We start from the raw sequence: 18154 nt of genomic DNA on the forward strand, positions 1-18154 counted from the left end.
GGTGCCGCGGGAGCAGGAGGTCTGGATCGCGCTCGGGCTGGTGCGGGATCCGGAGCTGGACGAGCCGATCACCGAGCTAAACTTCGTCACCGAGGTTCGGGTGGACGAGGCCGGTGGCGTGCGAGCCGACCGGGCCGCTGGCTCGAGCGTGAGTGGCAGTGGCGAGGCGTTGGCTGGCGGTCGGGTCCGCCCGGATGTTGCCGGTGGCGCGGCCTCGGCGGTGGATGGTGCTGATTCGGTGGCCGATGGTGCGCACGTTTATGTCCGGCTGCGGCTGCCTACCTACTTCTGTGCGCCGAACTTTGCCTACCTGATGGTGGCGGACGCGCACGACGTGGTTACAAAGCTCGCCTGGGTGGACACGGTGACCGTCCGGCTGGAGGACCACTTCGCCTCGGAGGAGATCAACGGGGGAGTGGCGGACGACGCCGGGTTCAGCGGTTCCTTCCCCGGGCAGGCCGAGGGCGAACTGGACGAGCTGAGAGCAACTTTCCAGCGCAAGGCCCACACTGCCTGCCTGGAACGCTCCTGCCGTTCGCTGATCGAGGCGGGCTGGGAGGTGGAAGGCCTGGCGTCGGCCCGGTTGTCGGATCTGCCGCCCGGCACCGCCACCGAAGCGCTGTTACGGCGACGGGCCGAGATCGGGCTCTCCCACCAACCCGGCGACCCACTCATGGTGGACTCTTCCGGCGCGCCGGTGGCCGACGTCCCCAAGCATTTGCGGTTCGCCAAAACGGTGCGGGTCAGCATCGACGGCAACGGCATCTTCTGCCGAGGGCTCTTGGCCACCCGCTACGGCGACGGCTCGTCGCCCGGCACCCTGTCCGGGGTCATCCCGGTCGCAGATCTCTGGAGGAGGGCGTCATGAAGGCTGTTCAGCTCGGGAAGTACGAAACCCAGCCGGTTCTCACCGAGGTGCCGGACCCCGTCCTCAATTCGCCCCTGGACGTGATCGTGAAGGTCGGCGGTGCCGGGGTCTGCCGGACGGACCTGCACATCATCGAGGGCCAGTGGGAACAGAAGTCCGGTGTCGCTCTTCCCTACACGATCGGGCACGAGAATGCCGGATGGGTTTCGGAAGTCGGCTCGGCGGTGACCAACGTGGCCGTGGGCGACCCGGTGATTCTGCATCCGCTGGTGACCTGTGGGCTGTGCCGGGCCTGCCGCGACGGTGACGATGTGCACTGCGTGGGCTCGAAGTTCCCCGGCATCGACACCGACGGCGGGTATGCCGAATACCTGCTGACCAATGCCCGTTCCGTGGTCAAGCTGGATCCTTCGCTGCAGCCGGCCGATGTCGCTGCTCTGGCGGACGCCGGTCTGACCGCCTATCACGCGGTGGCCAAGGCGGCTCGCGCGTTGCGGCCGGGCGATACTGCGGTGGTGATCGGGGCCGGTGGGCTCGGGCACATCGGAGTTCAGGTCTTCCGGGCCCTTTCGGCGGCCCGCCTGGTGGTGGTGGACCGTTCTCCAGACGCGTTGAAGCTGGCTTCCGAGCTGGGCGCCGAGCACACGATCGTGGCTGACGGCACGCACGTGCAGCAGGTGCTCGACCTGACCCAGGGCAACGGCGCCGAGGCGGTGATCGACTTCGTCGGCGAAGGTGGTGCTCTGGAGGACGGGGTGGCCATGCTGCGCCGGGCCGGGAACTACTACGTGATCGGTTACGGCGGAACGCTCTCGGTCCCGGCGATCGACATCATCTCCACCGAGATCAATTTCGTCGGCAACCTGGTGGGCTCGTACAGCGACCTGGTCGAGCTGATGGTGCTGGCCGCGCGGGGCAAGGTCACGCTGCACACGGCGACCTATGCTCTTGCCGACTTTGCCCAGGCACTGACCGATCTCGACCAGGGAAATGTCCGTGGTCGGGCCATTCTGATTCCGTAAAGGTGCTTCGGCGACTGCTCTTTGGTCTCGAAGCGCCTTCATCTTCTTCTACTGAAAAGGAGGTAGACCGTGGCTAAGGACCTGCGTTTCAACTCGGACGCACGAAGCTTGCTGGAGGCCGGGGTCAACGCCCTGGCGGACGCCGTGAAGGTCACCCTGGGCCCGAAGGGCCGCAACGCGGTGATCGAGAAGCTCACCGGCGCACCGACGATCACGAACGACGGCGTCACCATCGCCCGGGAGATCCAGCTGCGCGACCCGTTCGCCAACATGGGCGCGCAACTGGTCAAAGAGGTGGCGATGAAGACCAACGGGGTGGCCGGTGACGGCACCACCACGGCCACCGTGCTGGCTCAGGCCCTGGTCCGGGAGGGACTGCGAGCAGTTGCTGCGGGCGCCAACCCGATGCAGGTGAAGCGGGGCATCGAGAAGGCCGTGGCCACGGTGATCGAGGTGCTGGCGGAGCGCAGCGTGCCGGTCAGCGGGCGCTCCGACCTGCAGCACGTGGCCATGCTCTCGGCCAACAACGACGCCGAGATCGGCGAGGTGATCGCCCAGGCGATGGAGAAGGTCGGCAACACCGGGGTGGTCACGGTGGAGGAGTGGCCGCACTTCGGCATGGGAGTCAGCTACACCGACGGCGTGGAGTTCGACCACGGTTACATCTCGCCGTACTTCGTCACCGACAAGGACCGGATGGAGGCGGTGCTGGAAGACGCCTACGTCCTGCTGACCAACGAGAAGATCACCTCGGTCCAGACCCTGATGCCGGTGCTGGAGCAGGTGCGGCGGACCGGGCGGCCGCTGGTGCTGCTGGCCGAGAACGTGGACGGCCCGGCGCTGTCGATGCTGATCACCAACCACCTGCACGACACCTTCCACTCGGTGGCTGTGCGGGCACCGGGCTTCGGGCACCGCCGGGTGGCCGAGCTGGAGGACCTGGCGGTGGTGCTGGGCGGCACCGTGGTCAGTTCCGAGTCCGGGGTGTCGCTTTCTTCGCTGCGGCTGGAGAACCTGGGCCGGGCCCGACGGGTGACGGTGAGCGAGGTGGGCACCACCATCGTCGGCGGCAACGGCGACCCGGAGGCCGTGCGGGTGCGGGTGCAGCAGATCGGCAAGGAGCTGGCCCGGGCCGAGAACGAGCACGACCAGGACTCGCTGCGCCTGCGGATGGCCCGGCTCTCGGGGCAGGTGGCGGTGATCAACGTCGGGGCGGTGACCGACGTGGAGTTGCGGGAGAAGCAGCACCGCCTGGAGGACTCGCTGATGGCCACCCAGGCGGCGATCGAGGAAGGTGTGGTGGCCGGCGGGGGCACGGCCCTGGTGCAGGCCCAGGCGGCGCTGGACGGGCTCTCACTGGAGGGCGACGCCGCGGTCGGGCGGGACATCGTGCGGCGGGCGCTGGAGGAGCCGCTGCGCTGGATCGTGATCAACGCCGGGCACGACGGGGACGAAGTGGTGGCCCGGGTGGCCGCGCTGCCGATCGGGCAGGGCTTCAACGCGCTGAACGGGCAGTACGGGGACATGTTCGACTTCGGGATCATCGATCCGCTGAAGGTGACCCGTTCCGCGCTGCAGAGTGCCGCCTCGATCGCGGCGCTGCTGCTCACCACGGAGACCCTGATCGTGGAGGAGGTGCTGGTGAATCCGGGCGCGATCGTTGCCCCCGGATTCGGTGACCTGGCCGAGGGCATGGTCCGGCCTTCCAACATCTACTGACCCTCCTCCGCTCGCGGGAGCAGGTGTTCGCCTGCTCCCGCGAACCTTCTTCCCGCAGAATGCGAGCGTGTCCATGAACCCACCGCCGGTTGCTCCCTCGACCCTCGATCACCCCGTCCACTCCGGCGTCGAAGCCACCGGCGTCCGGGAGAAGAGCACCGGCCGCCGTGCGGTGGGCACCACGCTCGGCTCGGCCCTGGTCGCGGCGGTGGCCTACATCGACCCCGGCAACTTCGCCACCAACGTCTCGGCCGGTGCGCAGTACGGCACCATGCTGGTCTGGGTGGTGGTGGCGGCCAGCGCGGTGGGCATGCTGGTGCAGTACCTGTCGGCGAAACTCGGCCTGGTCACCGGGCGGTCGCTGCCGGAGCAGTGCAAGCAGCGCATGCCGCGGCCGGCCCGGATCGGGATGTGGCTGCAGGCCGAAGTGGTCGTCATCATGACCGACCTGGCCGAGATCGTCGGCGGCGCCATCGCTCTCTACCTGCTCTTCGGCGTCCCCCTGTTGCTGGGCGCGGTGATCATGATCGTTGCCGCGTTCGCGATCCTGGCCCTGCACGTGCACGGTAGGGACGCGTTCCGCCCCGTTGTGTACGTATGTTTCGCGGTGGTGGCGGCCGGGTTCGCCTACCAGGCCGTTCTTGCCGACCTGAAGGTGTTCACGGTGCTGGAAGGCTTCCAGCCGCGCCTCGACGGCACCGACAGCGCCTACCTTGCCGCCGGAATCGTCGGCGCCACGGTGATGCCGCACGTGGTCTACCTCCATTCGCACCTGACCAAGGGCGAGGCCCTGATCTCCCGCCGGGCGATGCCCAGTCTGATCCGACGCACCCGGCGCGAGATCGTCGGCGCAATGCTGCTCGCCGCCACCGTGAACATCTCGATCATGCTGGCCGCAACGGTACTGGTGCCCACCGACACTCTTGAGGGCGCGCACGCCGGATTCGCCTCAGTGACTGGAGAACTGAGCAGCTGGGTCTTCGGCGCCGCGCTGCTCGCCTCCAGCCTGGCCTCGACCTGCGTGGGGGTCTACTCCGGGCAGACCATCATGTCCGGCTTCCTGCACCGCAGCCTGTCGGTCTGGACCCGGCGGTGCATCTCGGTGCTGCCCGCCCTGGTGATCCTGGCGATCGGGGTGGATCCGACCGCTGCGCTGGTGCTCAGCCAGGTGGTGCTCTCGTTCGGGATCCCGTTCGCCCTCGCCCCACTGGTCTGGTTCACCAGCCGCCGGTCAGTCATGGGAGACGCCCGCAACCGGCCGGTCACGGTTCTCACCACGGTTGTGGTTCTGGGAGCGGTGATCTCGCTGAACGTGTTCCTGCTGGGCACGCTGTTCCTCAGCTGATCCGGCGGGCCACGCGACGCAGTTCGTTCAGCACCACGGCCACGGCCGGCACCCGGGCCAGGTCCGGCCACAGCAGGGCGTAGGTGCGGCGCAGCGGCCAGTCGCTCAGCGGGCGGTGCGCCAGGTCGGCGCGCGGGTGGGCGAGCAGGCCCAGCTCGCCCATCAGGCTGATCCCGGCGCCCCCGGCCACCAGCGACTGAATGGTGAGCACATCGTCCACGGTGGCCACGATCCGCGGGCTGAAACCGGCGTTGGTGCAGGCGGCGACGAAGCGGTCGCGGAACGACTCCATCACCCAGTCCGCGTCGACCAGCTCGGCCAGATGAATGCTCTCGCGTCGGGCCAGCGGATGCCCGGCCGGCATCAGCACACAGCGCCGGTCGGTGATCAGCTGGTGCCGCAGCATGGTGCCCTCGTCCTGCGGCACCTCCTCGTTGGCCCAGTTGCACAGCAGACCCAGGTCCGCCTCCCCGGCCCGCACCAGCCGTCTGGCCTCGACCGGCTCGGCCTGGGTGAGGCTGATCCGGATGTCCGGGTGCGAGACCCGCAGCCGCTCGATCACCTGGGGCAGCAGCCGCAGCAGCCCGCTCTGGAAGGCCACCACCCGCACCAGGCCCCCGCCCCGGGCCACGGTCGAGGTCATGTCCTGCTCCACCGCGCGCAGCACCGAGAAGACGTTGTCGGCGTGCCGTAGCAGCACCTCGCCCACCTCGGTGAGCTGCAGGCCGCGCCCGATCCGGACCACCACCGGCACGCCGAGCGAGTCCTGCAGCCGACGCATCTGGTAGCTCACGGCGGGCTGGGTGTACCCGAGTGACCGCGCGGCCGCCGTGTAGGAGCCCGTTCGGGCAATCTCGGCCAGGACCCGCAGCTGCTGAACTTCCACCGATCGATCGTCGCACCAGGGGATACCGCCTGGACACCGGTCATTCATAAAGACTTCTGATGGGTGCGCCAAAGGATTCGCGTTGGAGTGCGGACCAGGCGCCGGGATAAGTTCACCAAATCGGTAAGGAATGCCGGTGAAACCCAAACCTTCGTCATACGGAGCCTTTCATGAGGTCCAGCGTTTCCCCCCTCGGCCGGCGCTTCGGCACCGTGGCTGCCGCCGGTGCCGTGCTCGCCCTGATCGCCGGCTGCTCCGGAGGTTCCTCCGAGGCGGCGGTGCCCGGTGGTGGCGCCGGCCAGGCCACCTCCAAGGCCGACTCCTCGGCGATCCAGGCGCTGATCGAGGCCCAGCAACCGGCCACCGACCTGCCGGCCGGCTCGACCATGGCCGAGATCAAGGAGAAGGGTGAGCTGACCGTCGGCGGGGTGCAGACCTCGGCGCTGTTCTCGCTGCTGAACCCGACCACCGGCCAGGTCGAGGGTTTCGACGCGGCGATGTCGCAGCTGCTGGCCGACTACATCATCGGCGAGCCGAAGACCAAGCTGGTCAACGTGACCTCGCAGACCCGCGAGGCGCTGATCCAGAACGGTTCGGTCGACGTGGTGTTCGCCACGTACACGATCACTCCGGAGCGCCAGGAGAAGATCTCCTTCGCCGGCCCGTACTACCAGGACGGTCTGGGCATCCAGGTGAAGGCCGGTACCGAGGGCATCGCCACGCTGGCCGACCTGAACGACAAGACCGTGGTCACCCAGTCCGCCTCGACCGCGCCGAACGAGATCACCAAGGCCGCGCCGGACGCCGAGATCCAGCTGTTCGAGACCAACACCGAGGCACTGCAGGCACTTCGGCAGGGCCGGGCCGACGCCTACGTGATCGACCAGTCGATCCTGGCCGGCAACGCGGTCACCAACGACGACGTCGAGGTGATCGGCGAGAAGTTCACCACCGACCCGTACGGCATCGGCCTGGCCAAGGACGACCCCGAGTTCCAGGAGTTCGTGAACACCTGGCTGGAGGCGAAGATCGCCGACGGCACCTGGGCCAAGGTGTGGCAGGCCACGGTCGGCACCGCCGTCCCGGGGGACGTCCCGGCCCCGCCCACCATCGGCTGACCCATGGACGTCGTCGTCGACAATCTCGGGGTCTTCGGCCGGGGGCTGCTGGTCTCGATCCAGATCAGCGCCGCGACCTTCGTGCTGGCCGGGCTGCTCGGGGTGCTGCTGACGGTCTGCCGGATCAGCCCGGTGCTGCCGCTGCGGCTGGCCGCCACCGGCTACGTGGAACTGGTGCGGAGCCTGCCGCTGCTGGTGCTGCTCACCCTGTTCGTCTTCGGCCTGCCGGAGATCGGGCTGATCGGGCCGCTGCTGTGGACCGCGGTCGCGGCGATGAGCCTGTACTGGGCCACCTTCTTCAGCGAGACCCTGCGGGCCGGGGTCCGGGGTGTGCCTCTCGGCCAGATCGAGGCGGCCCGGGCCATCGGCTGCACCTTCGGCCAGGTGCTCACCCAGGTGGTGCTGCCCCAGGCGGTGCGCACCAGCATCCAGCCGCTGGCCTCGCTGCTGATTGCGGTGATCCTGAACTCCTCGCTGGCCGCCGCGGTCGGGGTGACCCAGGAGCTGACCGGCCAGACCCAGCTGCTCGACCAGCGTTACGCCCAGCCGCTGGTGACCTTCGGCGCGGCCGCGGCCTGTTACGTGGCCCTGGCATTCGTGATCGGCCGCTCCGCAGGCATTCTCGACCGGCGGCTGGCGGTGCAGCGATGACCGTCACCACCGAGGCGCCGGTCCAGCGCCGGCCGCTGACGGTGCGGCTGGGCTCGATCGGGCAGCAGGACGCCGCCCTGTTCGACGTTCCCGGCCCGCAGGCCCAGCGCCGCATCGCGATCGCCACCGCGCTCTCGTCGCTGGCGCTGCTGGCCCTGGTTGCTCTGGCCGTGCGCCAGTTCGCGATCAACGGCCAGCTGGAATGGGACAAGTGGCAGCTGTTCACCCAGTGGCCGGTGCTCCGGTACCTGGCCATCGGTCTGCTGGCGACCTTGCAGGTGACCGTGGTCAGCGGAGCCCTCGCGCTTCCGCTGGGCGCGCTGCTGGCGCTGGCCCGGCTCTCCCGCTCGCCACTGCTGAACCGGCCGGCCGCGCTGTACATCGAGGTGCTGCGGGCGATTCCGCTGCTCCTGCTGATCTACGCGTTCCTGCTCGGCCTGCCCACCACCGGGCTGCGGATCCCGCTGTTCTGGCAGCTGATCATCCCGATCGTGCTGACCAACTCCGCGGTGCTGGCCGAGATCTTCCGCTCGGCGGTGAAAGCCCTGCCGCAGGGCCAGACCGAGGCCGCGCTGGCGGTAGGCATGGGCTACTGGCAGACCATGCGCCTGGTGGTGCTGCCGCAGGCGATCCGGATGGCCGCGCCCGCCCTGGTCAGCCAGGTGATCCGGCTGCTCAAGGACAGCACCCTGGGCTACGTGGTCAGCTACCTGGAACTGCTCTACTCGGCGAAGGTTCTCGGCGAGTTCAACCACACCATCATCCAGAGCTACGTGGTGGTGGCGGTGGTCTTCGTGATCGCCAACCTCACCCTGGCCGCGGTCGCCGGCCAGGTCGAGCGCCGGTTCGTCGGCCGGGCCCACCGCACCTGAGCAGGAGAGTGAATTTCGATGTGCCGACTGATCGGCGTCGTCGCCCGGCACCCGGCCCCCGTGGCCGAGCTGCTCGGTGAGGACCTGGAACCCTTTCTCGAGCTGGCCTGCGAACACAAGGACGGCTGGGGTATCGGCTTTCGCACCGAGACCGGGCTGATCGGGACGGTCAAGGCCACCGACCGGGCCGACGACAGCACCCGGTTACGGCAGGAACTGCGCAGCTGGGAAACCGACATGGCGATCCTGCACATCCGGATGGCCAGTCCCCGGCTGGCCGTGTCTGTGGGTAATACACACCCCTTTGGGGACGAATGGGCGGCCTTCGCGCACAACGGCGAGATCCGTCCGGCCGACGTTCTGGACCCGCTGATCTCACCCGGTCTGCTGAAGCAGGCCGAGGGGGAGACCGACAGCGAGCGCTACTACCTCGCCGTGCGGGAGCAGATCGACCAGGGGGCAACGGCCGCGGCAGCGATCGCCTCGACCGCCGCCGCGATCCGGGAGCGGGCCGAGGCGGCGATCAGTCTCAACTGTCTGATGCTCACCCCCGAAGGCATTTTCAGCTACGCCGAGCACGATCCCGACTCCGAGGTGATCGGCCGGCGGGGCGCCGGATTCTTCGGCCTGAGCTACCGGCGCGAACCCGACCGGACGATCGTCGCTTCTCAGGGCTGGCCGCAGCCCGCTCCGCGCTGGCAGACCCTGCCGGAGGGACGAGTGGCCTGGTTCGGCCGGCCGGACCAGGGCCCCGAGATCTACTGAGCACCGAGTACCACCAGCACCAGGAAGGCCGATCTGATGGCGATCCCGAGCACCGAGGCCAAGACCTTCCTGGAAGTTGTCTCCGGAGTGCCCTATCCGTCGGTCAGCGAGCAGAAGGTCCGGGCGGCTGCCGAGTCGATGCTGACCCATGCCCGGATGGTCGGAGCGCTCGCACCACAGGTGGAAATGCTGCTCCGCTCGCTCCTGGGCGACCTGAACGGCCAGACCGCGCGGGCCTTCTACCGGCGGGCGGCACCGTTCGCCCTGACCGAACCGAAACTGCTGCACAAGGCCGCCGCGGTGATGCGCGACTCGGGGCGGTACCTGAACGAGATGGCCCTGGAGATCGACTATCTCAAGCGCCTGATGCGCTGGATGATGATCTTCCTGGTGCTGCAGATGGCGATAGCCTTCGTCGAGATGCTCTACAACCCGCCCGGGGCCGCGGCCCGGATCGCGGCCGCCCAGGCGATGGCCCGAGTGGCCGTGGTCCGGGCCGCCGCGCTGGCCGGGGCGAAGGTCGCCGGGGCGGTGTTCATCTATGAGGTGGGTTCCGGTCTACTGGCCCAGATCGAGCAGCTGGGCCTGGGGCTGCGCCCGGAGATCAGCGGGGCGAAGCTGCGTGACTCGGCGCTGAACGCGACGGTCGGGCTGCTCGTGCTCGCAGCGGCGATCCCGGGGGCCGGTGCGCTGTTCGGGGCCGTGGGTGGGTTGCTGAAGAATGCCGGCCTCAATGTCGGGAAGGACTCGTTCAGCTTTCTCTCCCAGCATCTGCAGGAGCTGCCGTTCGGGATCGGTACCGAGGTGCTGGCCGAGTTGATGGCCAACGGGATCCTCTACGACTCGTGGTCGGTGAGCTGGACGGCGGTTACTTCGGCGGTGTTCGACACCGGGGCGGACATGGCCGGGGGAGCGGGCGGGCTGGGAGCACTGGCGCTGCTGAACAAGCAGTCCGGGCTGAACCGGCCCTCGTGGCTGGTCGGCGGGTCGCAGAAGGGTTCGATTGTCAGCAGCCCGGAGGCGGACGCTTCTCTTTCGTCGGCGCAGCCCGAAGAGCTGCCTGAGGCAGTGGTTGCTGGTTCGGTGGACCAGGGCCGGACAGATGCGGCCTCGCAGGTGGCGGTACCAGCGCTGAAGGTGGCGGAGGAAGGACCGGATCGGCCGCTGCCCGCAGATCTGAAGGACGATGACAGGAGTCCTCGACCGAGCGGTGCCTTGCTCGAGCCGGTGACTGGTGCCGACGAATCCCGTGCAGATAAACCACGCGAACCCGTTGTGGCGCCAAAGGCTTCGATGACCCTGCGATCGGTGCGCAAGGATCTGAAGGAACTGGCGCAGATTCCTCCGATGCGTGATGCCTATCGTGATCCGTTACGCCGAAGATGGTCGGCCGGTCTCGCCGATCGGGCCGACACCATCCTGAACGATCTGCCCAGAGCCCGGTCCGGGGAACTTCGCCTGATCGCCACCAGAGTGGTCGGTCTGGTCAGCGGTTACCATCAGGCGCTCAGCATCTCGAACGATGCGACCGCCGGCCGGTTACGCCGCGAACTCGTTCCTGCGGCTGCTGCTCTGCTTTCTCAAGCGCCGGAGGTGACGCGAACTCAGGTACGTCAGGTGGAGCGGCTCATGCTGGACACCGTGAATGTGCTGGGACTGCACCGCAATGGGCTACGTGGTGGAAACCCGGGCGACTCGTCAGTGTCCGGAATATTCACTTCTCCATCGGAAAGAACTGTAGCAGAGCCGAATCCTTCACCGGAAGTGCTGCGATCCGGTGAAAATACTGGGGCGCAGTCGTTCACCGAAGCCGGTGTGAGCGCAAGCCCTCTTTCAGGGCCGGCCGAACCGGCGCCGCCAGTGGTGACTGCTGCCCTGCGTGAGCCCGGAGCGGCACCGGATCTGGCTCTGCCGCGACGGCCGGATCCGGTGGTGCTACGTGGCTCTGATCCGCAACCGTCCGACGATGTCGCCCGGACCCGGGTGGTTGGTGAAGCGCAGACCGGGTTGCGCGAGCCTGATCGCGCGTATCTGCCGGGCCGGGCTCCGGCTGCGCCGCGTGATTCAGCGCTGGCCCCGCAAAAGGAGCGTGAACTCCTGGCACTGAGCGATTCTGATCCCGCGCCGACACAGCGCACCGAGCCGACCGTGATCCCGGAACCTGATCCGGTACTCGTCCCGGAGCCGGTGGTTCCCCAGGTGAACATCGTCCCGCCTCAGGAGCCGGCCACACCCCAACTTTCCACCGCGATCAGCGAGTTCGGATCCGATCGAAGCGGTTCCCGCGGGATGATCCACATCCGTCCCGTACCGCAGGCTCTCACCGATCGGATTCGCGACGAGCTCGTCACCCGGGTGAGCGCGGATCCGGCCTACGCCGACCGGATGCGGGAGGTCTTCACCCCCCGTCTGCTGAGCGCGGCCTGGGACCAGCTGCTCTCACGTTCCGGGTTCGTGGTTCCGGTGCATCGCGGCGACGAGACGTACCCGGTCTCGCTCCGGCTACGGCTCTGGGACGCCCGGCGGATCGGGCCCGGACTGGAGGAGATGCCCGACGGTCCGCCGGTCACCGTGCAACGCTGGGCTTTCGGCATGCCTGAGCTGGGTTCCGTGAGCACCAGCTCGGATCTGCGCACGCTCGGCTACTCGCACACCCACTTGTGGGACGTGAATCAGGCGCCGCTGGATCGGGTGGGGCTGACCGGGCGGGGTCTGTGGACGCTGAACCAGACCGATCGCACACTCACCACGGCGACCAGCGTGCAGGCGTACACCATTCTTCGGAGCCGGGAGCGTTCCTGGTTGCACGATTTCGCCATGGAGTGGCAGTTCCACCTGATGGACGGGATCGCCGACGCCGCCTCGGGCCGGCTTCGTGGGGACGAGGGCTGGACCACGATCACCGAGAACGTCGTTCCCACCCCACGGCTGCAGGCCTGGTTCCCCAAGCACCTCACCGAACCGGCCGCTGCAGCCCAGCCGGTGTTGCCGACTCGAGCCCTGCTGGAGCAGACGCCGCTGCTCGGTGCTGAAAGTTTTCCTCGCAGCGATGACATTCTGGCCGATGTAACCGCCGGTTTCGCCGACCACACTGCGCGCTTGTCGGCCAGCTCCTGGGACGACTTGCGCAGTTTCCTTTCCGAGGGCGAGCTTCGGGCCAACTTTCCGCTGATGCTGTGGGGTGACACCATTGCTTCGCCACTGCTGTACGACCGTTCGGGCAATGTGCTCGGATACCTGCGGCTGAGCGCGGAACTGGCCGACGATCTGACCTCGTCCGGCCCGCCGTTGCAGAACGGTGTGCTGGAGTCGTACGTGCTCCGGTCGATGCGTGGTCAGACCTCGGTGACCACCACTAACGCTTCTGGTCTGGGGCTGGATCTCTCATTCCGCTTGTCCGGCAGCGATTCCGGAAGAGTGGGCGTTGGCGGCGGTATGCAGTACCGCTTTGCGCACACGCTGAATTCCGGCGGTACGGCTCGGGTGGTGAGGTCTTTGCGCACGGCCGGAGTGCTGCCGCGAGTGTCCGGGCAGTTCCAGCTGAGGGCTGAACTGGTGCCTGCGGCCGGTTCCGCGCTACGGCCTCAGGCCGGAACCGTTCTTGCCGACCCAGCCACCCGCTATCCGGTGGTTCTCCAGGTGCCGCAGGCCGACGTCATCAATGCAGTTGTGCAGGAGAACCGCCACTTGCCGGCCGAGTTGCTGCATCTGCGCGTCCTTGGTCTGTCCACCACCGCAACCGCAGTCACCGGTGCCGACCCGTTGATGAACCAATTGGAGACGTTTCTGCGCAAGGAGGGCTTCCTTCCCGCCGAGGCGGTGTCCAGCTGGAGTTCCTGGTTCACCGCGGTCACCGACAATGCCCTCTTCCGGGCAGTGGAAGGGCCGGACCCGGCGTCCGAGGCTCTGCTCAAGAATCAGCAGAAACTGGATCTGCTGCGTTCCCGTAGCGGGCTGCGGACCGGCTTGGACGACGCGATCGACGGTGGCTCGCTGACGGTCTTCGAGCTTCCGGGAAAGACCGGCGTGCATCGGATCTCGGCCAACCTCCGGATCGACCGCCGTTATCTTCCGGGCGGTGACGAGGTGGGCGTGCGCCAGGTCACCAGGCTGCCGAAGGCCCAGACCCTGAACTTCATCGGATCGACGATGCCGGGGGAGGAGCAGTCATCGCTCACCCCGTTCGCCTGGAACGCTCAGGTGACCGGAGCCGCAGACGTGGGCGCCGACATCGGAGGTCAGTACACCCACACTGGTTCCACCTCGCACAATGTCGGCGCGGGAGTGGGCACCGGGCATGAGTACTACATGCTGAGCCCGGTGTCGCAGGGCAGCGAGCTCTTCGCGATCCCGGTCCGGTATCGCCTCGAAGTTTCTTACTCCTACGGCAGTGCACCGCAATTCGCGCCGAGGGACGGTGAAGTGATGCTGGCGGTACCCACCTACCGCACACTGGGCGAGCCTTCGACCGCAGCCCGGCCGGTGACTGCGATACCGCGCGAGGTGAGTGTCGTGGACCGAACCGCTCTGCGCAACCGTTCTGGAGTGCTGCCGGAAACCGCTCTGGTGGAATGGGTCGAGGGGAGTGGGCCGCTGCAGAACCTGATCCGGCAAGCTCTTGGCGGAGCGGTCCTGGACGGACGCTCGACCAGCGATTCGGCGGGCCGGATCTCCAGTTCACCGATCGTCCGGCTGGCGGGGCAGTCCTTGGTCGGCGAAGGACTGCGAGCGCCGGAGTCCGGTGCGAACTCGATGCTGCAGAGCACCTTCTCGGTCGAGCATCTGCAGGCGAATCCGCTGCGGATCTTTCGCGACAGCTACGTCGTCGAAGGCATTGTCACCTCGGGCCTGCTGGCTGGACAGGACGTGACTGTCGAGGTTCAGGGCTACCTTTCGGATCTGCAGGCCCTTGCCCCGGCACCGCCGCTGGACGCCGAGCGCTGGCTGCAGTCCACCACGGCCAACAGTCTGGGCACGACCTCCGCGCAGGCCGGCCGTGTGGGCATCACCGGCGCCCGGTCCGGGCAGTCCTTCCGCCCGGGTGGTCAGTACCTGTACGGACGCGGGCGATCGCACAGCGAGCTGACCAACGACAACACCAGCGTCATGCGGGTGACGGTGGAGGACACGGTGCACAGCCATCGGTTCTCGGCCCGGGCCGTGTACGTGGTCACGGTGCGCAGCGGGGTGCGTAACGTCGGGCTCAACACGGTTTCCGACGCGGGCCAGGTGGAGGTGGTCCGGGCGGTCGAACTGCCCGAGGGCGTGCAGTTTCACCTGGTGGACAACGATCTGCACAACTACCCGAACCTGGCCGAGCTGGTTCGGCGGCGGGACCAGGGTGTGGAAGGTGCCCGGGCGCTGCCGGAGGCCAGGCCGCGTGAACTTCGGCTGCCAGCATGGTATTCCGGCAGTAACGGGCAGATCGGCTACGGAGCGGTCACCGGGGTTGAGCTCGTAGCCGGCCGAGGTGGCCTGGAGAACCAGATCCGGACCATGCTGGAGCACCATGCGCCCGGTATCACCACGCCGGGATCCAGCACCTACCTGCCCGGCGTGCTCTCCAGGGTCAACGAGTACACCAGCTCGCTGGGCCTGCGCACCCTGGTCAATCTCGGGCCGGAAGGGCAGGCGCAGGTACGGGCCGTGTTCCGTTCCTGGTTCGGCCCACAGATCGTCACCGTCGGGCTGAGTGCCCGGCCCGCCGACCCGGGCTCGCTGGCCGATGTGCGCGGCCGGGCGCTGGCCACCGGTGGTCTGGACAATGTGCTCTCGCACATCAGCGCCCGGGGTACCGGACTGGCAGCAGGTGACCAGCCGGGCCGGACCCGGATCACCGACACCACGAGCCGGACTCACCAGCTCAACTTCCGGCCCACCGGAGCGAGTTCCAGCCAGACGTTCACCCCGGTCGCGGCCGGCGAGATGCGCTCCGGCGCGGCCCGCACTCAGGTCTCCACCCGGGAAGTGCGTTCCTGGCAGCGCAGCTTCGGTAGCACCGGCGAGTTCCAGGTGCCTTACCACTACGACGTCACCGTGCAGGTGGACCGGCTCTGGCAGGCCGCCTTCTCGGTGGTGCTCCAGGGCGCGGCCAGCCTGATCAGCCAGGGCCTCGGCCTGCTCGTGGTGCCGTACCTGCGGATCGCCGTGGGCCTGATGCAACGAGCCTTCGCAACCCCGTCAACCCAGCCCTCGGTTCCCGCACCCCGGCCCGCAGCGGACGTCGGCCTGTCCCGAGCCCGGCTGAGCGCCGACGTCACCCTCCGATTCCACAACCGAGAGGCCGCCCGGCAACCGGACGAGACCAGCGGCCCCCTGCTCGAAGCCCCGCTCCTGCTGGACCGCGACCCGCTGCCCCGGCCGGACGCCGAGACCAATGGTGACGCCGTGATCGAGATCGACGCCTGGCCCCGCCTGCTGCAAGGAGCGGCCTGGCTGCCTCAGCGCCCGGTACAGATCTACGACCTGTCCGGGGTTCAGGAGCTTCGGCAGGCCCTGGAGCAGGCTGATCCGAACTGGGCCCGGCGCCTCACCCCGCAGACGGCGTCCTCGGCTGAAGGCATGTTCGCCCGGCTCAACCAGTTCGTCCAGACCGGCGAACTTACTCTGGTCAGCCGCGCCGGTACGTCGGCCTTCCTTTCCCGGCCGGGCGCCGACGTGCAGATCGAGATGACGCTCTATGCACCCCGCAGCGAGCGCAGCAGCCGGGACATCGCCATCGACCACATCGAGGTCTCCAACGACTCGGTGACCAACGCCACCAGTGGATCGATCACCCGCAGCCTCACCCTCGGGCAGAGCTACGACGGGGAGCCGCTGGACCGTTCCGGGCCGATCGCCCCGCTCTGGGGAGACGGAGCGGGAGCAGGGGACACGAGCACCCGGGCCACGCAGCGCCGCGAGCTTCTGCGTTTCGGGACGGTCATGGAGAACGCCGCCGGGACCGGGCTCATGGGGCACCGGGTGCGGGCGGCGGCGTTGTTGCGGGTTGTGGGGCCGAACGGCACCCGGTGGGTGCTCACGGACATCCTGCTGCGCAGCACCGAAGCGCCGCCCGAGCCAATAACACCAGCGCCCCCGGAGTCCACGACGCCAGCGCTCCCGGAGTCCAAGACCCCGGCGCTCCTGCAGCCAACGACACCGAGGCCTCCAAGTCCCGCGACCCCGAGTCCCGCGACCCCGAGTCCCGCGACCCCGAGTCCCGCGACCCCGAGTCCCGCGACCTCGAGTCCCGCGACCTCGAGTCCAGCGACCCCGAGCCCCGTGCCCTCGAACCTTGTGCCACTGGAGCCCGTGACCCCGAAGCCGGCTGACCCGGAGCAGGTTGTCGCCGAGGAATCGACTGAACCGACCGGAGTCCGAGCCCTCGCCCAGCCCAACAACCTCGGCGAGAGCAGGGACTCTCGCGGGATCTTCGAGCCGGAGCCCGAACCGCCGATCTCTTCTCTCGACGCTCTGACCACCGTCACACCAGACAATCCAGAAGCCGGCATCCTCGAGCCCGCCGAGCCGGCCCACAGCATTTTCACGAGTCTGGCTGAGCGGCTGAACCACTCCGAACCGCTGCCTCCACGACCGCTCCTCACCCTGCCACCGGGTCTTTCCGCCGCCGAGAGTCTCACCCTCGGCCAGGGGTCCGCCTACCGTCTGGAGGGGTTCACCTCAGCCAGAGCTACCGACCTGCTCGACAGCCTTGTCGCCGGCCTTTCTCCCGATCTGCGGAAAACCTTGTTCCCGGAAAGCAAACAGCAAGCCTGGGCCCAGAACCGCCAGCGAGTCCAGGCTGCTCTGACGGATCCGGAACGGCACGGCGCCGCTCTCCTGGACGGCGTCCCGACGGATGTTTTCCCGGAGCACCGACGTTCTCAGCAGCGCACCGGACGCGTCACCCTGCGCTTCGATCCCCTTTCCGAGGAGCCACAACTTTCCGGGGCGGTGGTATCCGTAAATGGCGCTTTCGTGCTGGAACTGGAGACGTTGGTGAAGGGAGAGCGTCGTCAGTTCACCGTGGTTGCCGATCGGGTGACGATGAAACGTCAGGTCGACGATCAGAATTGGCTTCATGGGTACCGGGCTCCCGGGCGGGTCACGGTCGAGTCCCGGCTGCGGCGCAGCCCGGGCAAACTGATCAAGGATCGGCCGGCCGAGCCCGTGGTGGTCGAAAATCCGCCACGGCGTAGTCCGGGAAAGCTGATCAAGCGCATTCCGCCGGAGTTCGGTGGTCCGCCAGCGGTGCCGGGCGCCGAGGATGCGGCGGTGGCCGAGCGGCCGGTGAGACGCAGTCCCGGCAAGCTGATCAAACGGATCCCGCCGGAGTTCGGTGGTCCGCCGGTGTCGGAAGGCGAGCCGTCGCCTCGGCGTAGTCCGGGGAAGCTGATCAAGCCTGTTCCGGTGGAGTTCGGTGGCTCGACCGCGCTGAAAAAATCACCCGGGAAACAGAATTCAGACGAAGCGTTCTGGCCGCATCGGTCGGCCACGCTGGAACAGCCGGCTGGCGTTGCCGAACTGCGGGATGCGTTGCGCGCGGCGTCCTCCTCGCTGCCCGGTCGGAGCCCCGCCGAACGGTTCGCGGCCGACCTCCGGATCTCAGATCTGACCGCGAGCGCCGTTCTTCCCGGGCTGATCCGCGCGAGCGTGGAGCGGCCGGTCGATCTCCTGGACGGAGTCAGCCTGGAAACCGTTCTGGTGAAGTCAAAGGGCAACGACCGGGATCACAGCGAACACGTGGTCTACGACATCCGTTACCTCGTGCGCACACCCATGGGCTCGATCCAGGTGAGTGTCCCGGCCGGAGCCCGTTTCCGCGTTCCGCCCGGGACAGCCCTGCAATCCATTGGTTTCGAGCGGGGCGGGAGGCCAGTACTTCTCACCAGAGCAGATCCAGGTACCACCGCCAGGCAGTAGCACC

The 18154-nt window shown here is 68.1% G+C and carries 10 protein-coding genes; 9 read left to right on the forward strand and 1 reads right to left on the reverse strand.

Annotated features, from left to right (window positions below; genetic code table 11):
• Position 1 precedes the first annotated feature (1 nt).
• The 4 genes from LR394_RS05190 (at position 2) to LR394_RS05205 (ending at position 4954) form a co-directional block, all read left to right on the forward strand.
• On the forward strand, positions 2-868 hold the full coding sequence (locus LR394_RS05190) for a hypothetical protein (RefSeq protein ID WP_231439208.1): 867 nt from the start codon (positions 2-4) through the stop codon (positions 866-868).
• Complete coding sequence (locus tag LR394_RS05195; RefSeq protein WP_231439209.1) at positions 865-1890, forward strand: NAD(P)-dependent alcohol dehydrogenase; 1026 nt, start codon at positions 865-867, stop codon at positions 1888-1890. Before LR394_RS05190 ends, LR394_RS05195 begins: the two co-directional genes overlap by 4 nt.
• 69 nt (positions 1891-1959) lie before the next feature.
• Entirely contained in the window at positions 1960-3609 is a 1650-nt protein-coding gene (gene groL, locus LR394_RS05200; protein ID WP_231439210.1) for a chaperonin GroEL, read from the forward strand.
• A 73-nt stretch (positions 3610-3682) separates the two neighbouring features.
• Positions 3683-4954, forward strand: coding sequence for an Nramp family divalent metal transporter (locus tag LR394_RS05205; RefSeq protein WP_231439352.1), 1272 nt, complete (start codon positions 3683-3685; stop codon positions 4952-4954).
• Here the strand turns inward: LR394_RS05205 and LR394_RS05210 are convergent.
• Positions 4947-5840 carry a LysR family transcriptional regulator gene (locus LR394_RS05210; RefSeq protein WP_231439211.1) on the reverse strand — a complete coding sequence of 298 codons (894 nt, stop codon included), beginning with the start codon at positions 5838-5840 and terminating at the stop codon, positions 4947-4949. The two genes, LR394_RS05205 and LR394_RS05210, sit on opposite strands and share 8 nt — an antisense overlap.
• 170 nt (positions 5841-6010) lie before the next feature.
• Between LR394_RS05210 and LR394_RS05215 the strand changes: the two genes are divergently transcribed.
• Genes LR394_RS05215 through LR394_RS05235 form a run of 5 tightly spaced genes read left to right on the forward strand, consistent with a single transcriptional unit; the run spans position 6011 to position 18150 of the window.
• Positions 6011-6958 carry a glutamate ABC transporter substrate-binding protein gene (locus LR394_RS05215; protein ID WP_231439212.1) on the forward strand — a complete coding sequence of 316 codons (948 nt, stop codon included), beginning with the start codon at positions 6011-6013 and terminating at the stop codon, positions 6956-6958.
• A gap of 3 nt (positions 6959-6961) precedes the next feature.
• The gene (locus LR394_RS05220; RefSeq protein WP_231439213.1) at positions 6962-7609 is read left to right on the forward strand and encodes an amino acid ABC transporter permease; all 648 of its coding nucleotides are present in this window, start codon (positions 6962-6964) and stop codon (positions 7607-7609) included.
• Positions 7606-8481 carry an amino acid ABC transporter permease gene (locus LR394_RS05225; protein WP_231439214.1) on the forward strand — a complete coding sequence of 292 codons (876 nt, stop codon included), beginning with the start codon at positions 7606-7608 and terminating at the stop codon, positions 8479-8481. The genes LR394_RS05220 and LR394_RS05225 overlap by 4 nt, the downstream gene beginning before the upstream one ends.
• 18 nt (positions 8482-8499) lie before the next feature.
• A complete protein-coding gene (locus LR394_RS05230; RefSeq protein WP_231439215.1) occupies positions 8500-9246 on the forward strand; it encodes a class II glutamine amidotransferase in 747 nt (248 codons plus the stop codon).
• A gap of 36 nt (positions 9247-9282) precedes the next feature.
• Positions 9283-18150: a hypothetical protein gene (locus LR394_RS05235; RefSeq protein ID WP_231439216.1), complete on the forward strand. Its 8868-nt coding sequence runs from the start codon at positions 9283-9285 to the stop codon at positions 18148-18150.
• Positions 18151-18154: the final 4 nt, after the last annotated feature.

It is taken from the genome of Kineosporia babensis, from assembly GCF_021129305.1.
GTDB classification, from domain to species: domain Bacteria; phylum Actinomycetota; class Actinomycetes; order Actinomycetales; family Kineosporiaceae; genus Kineosporia; species Kineosporia babensis.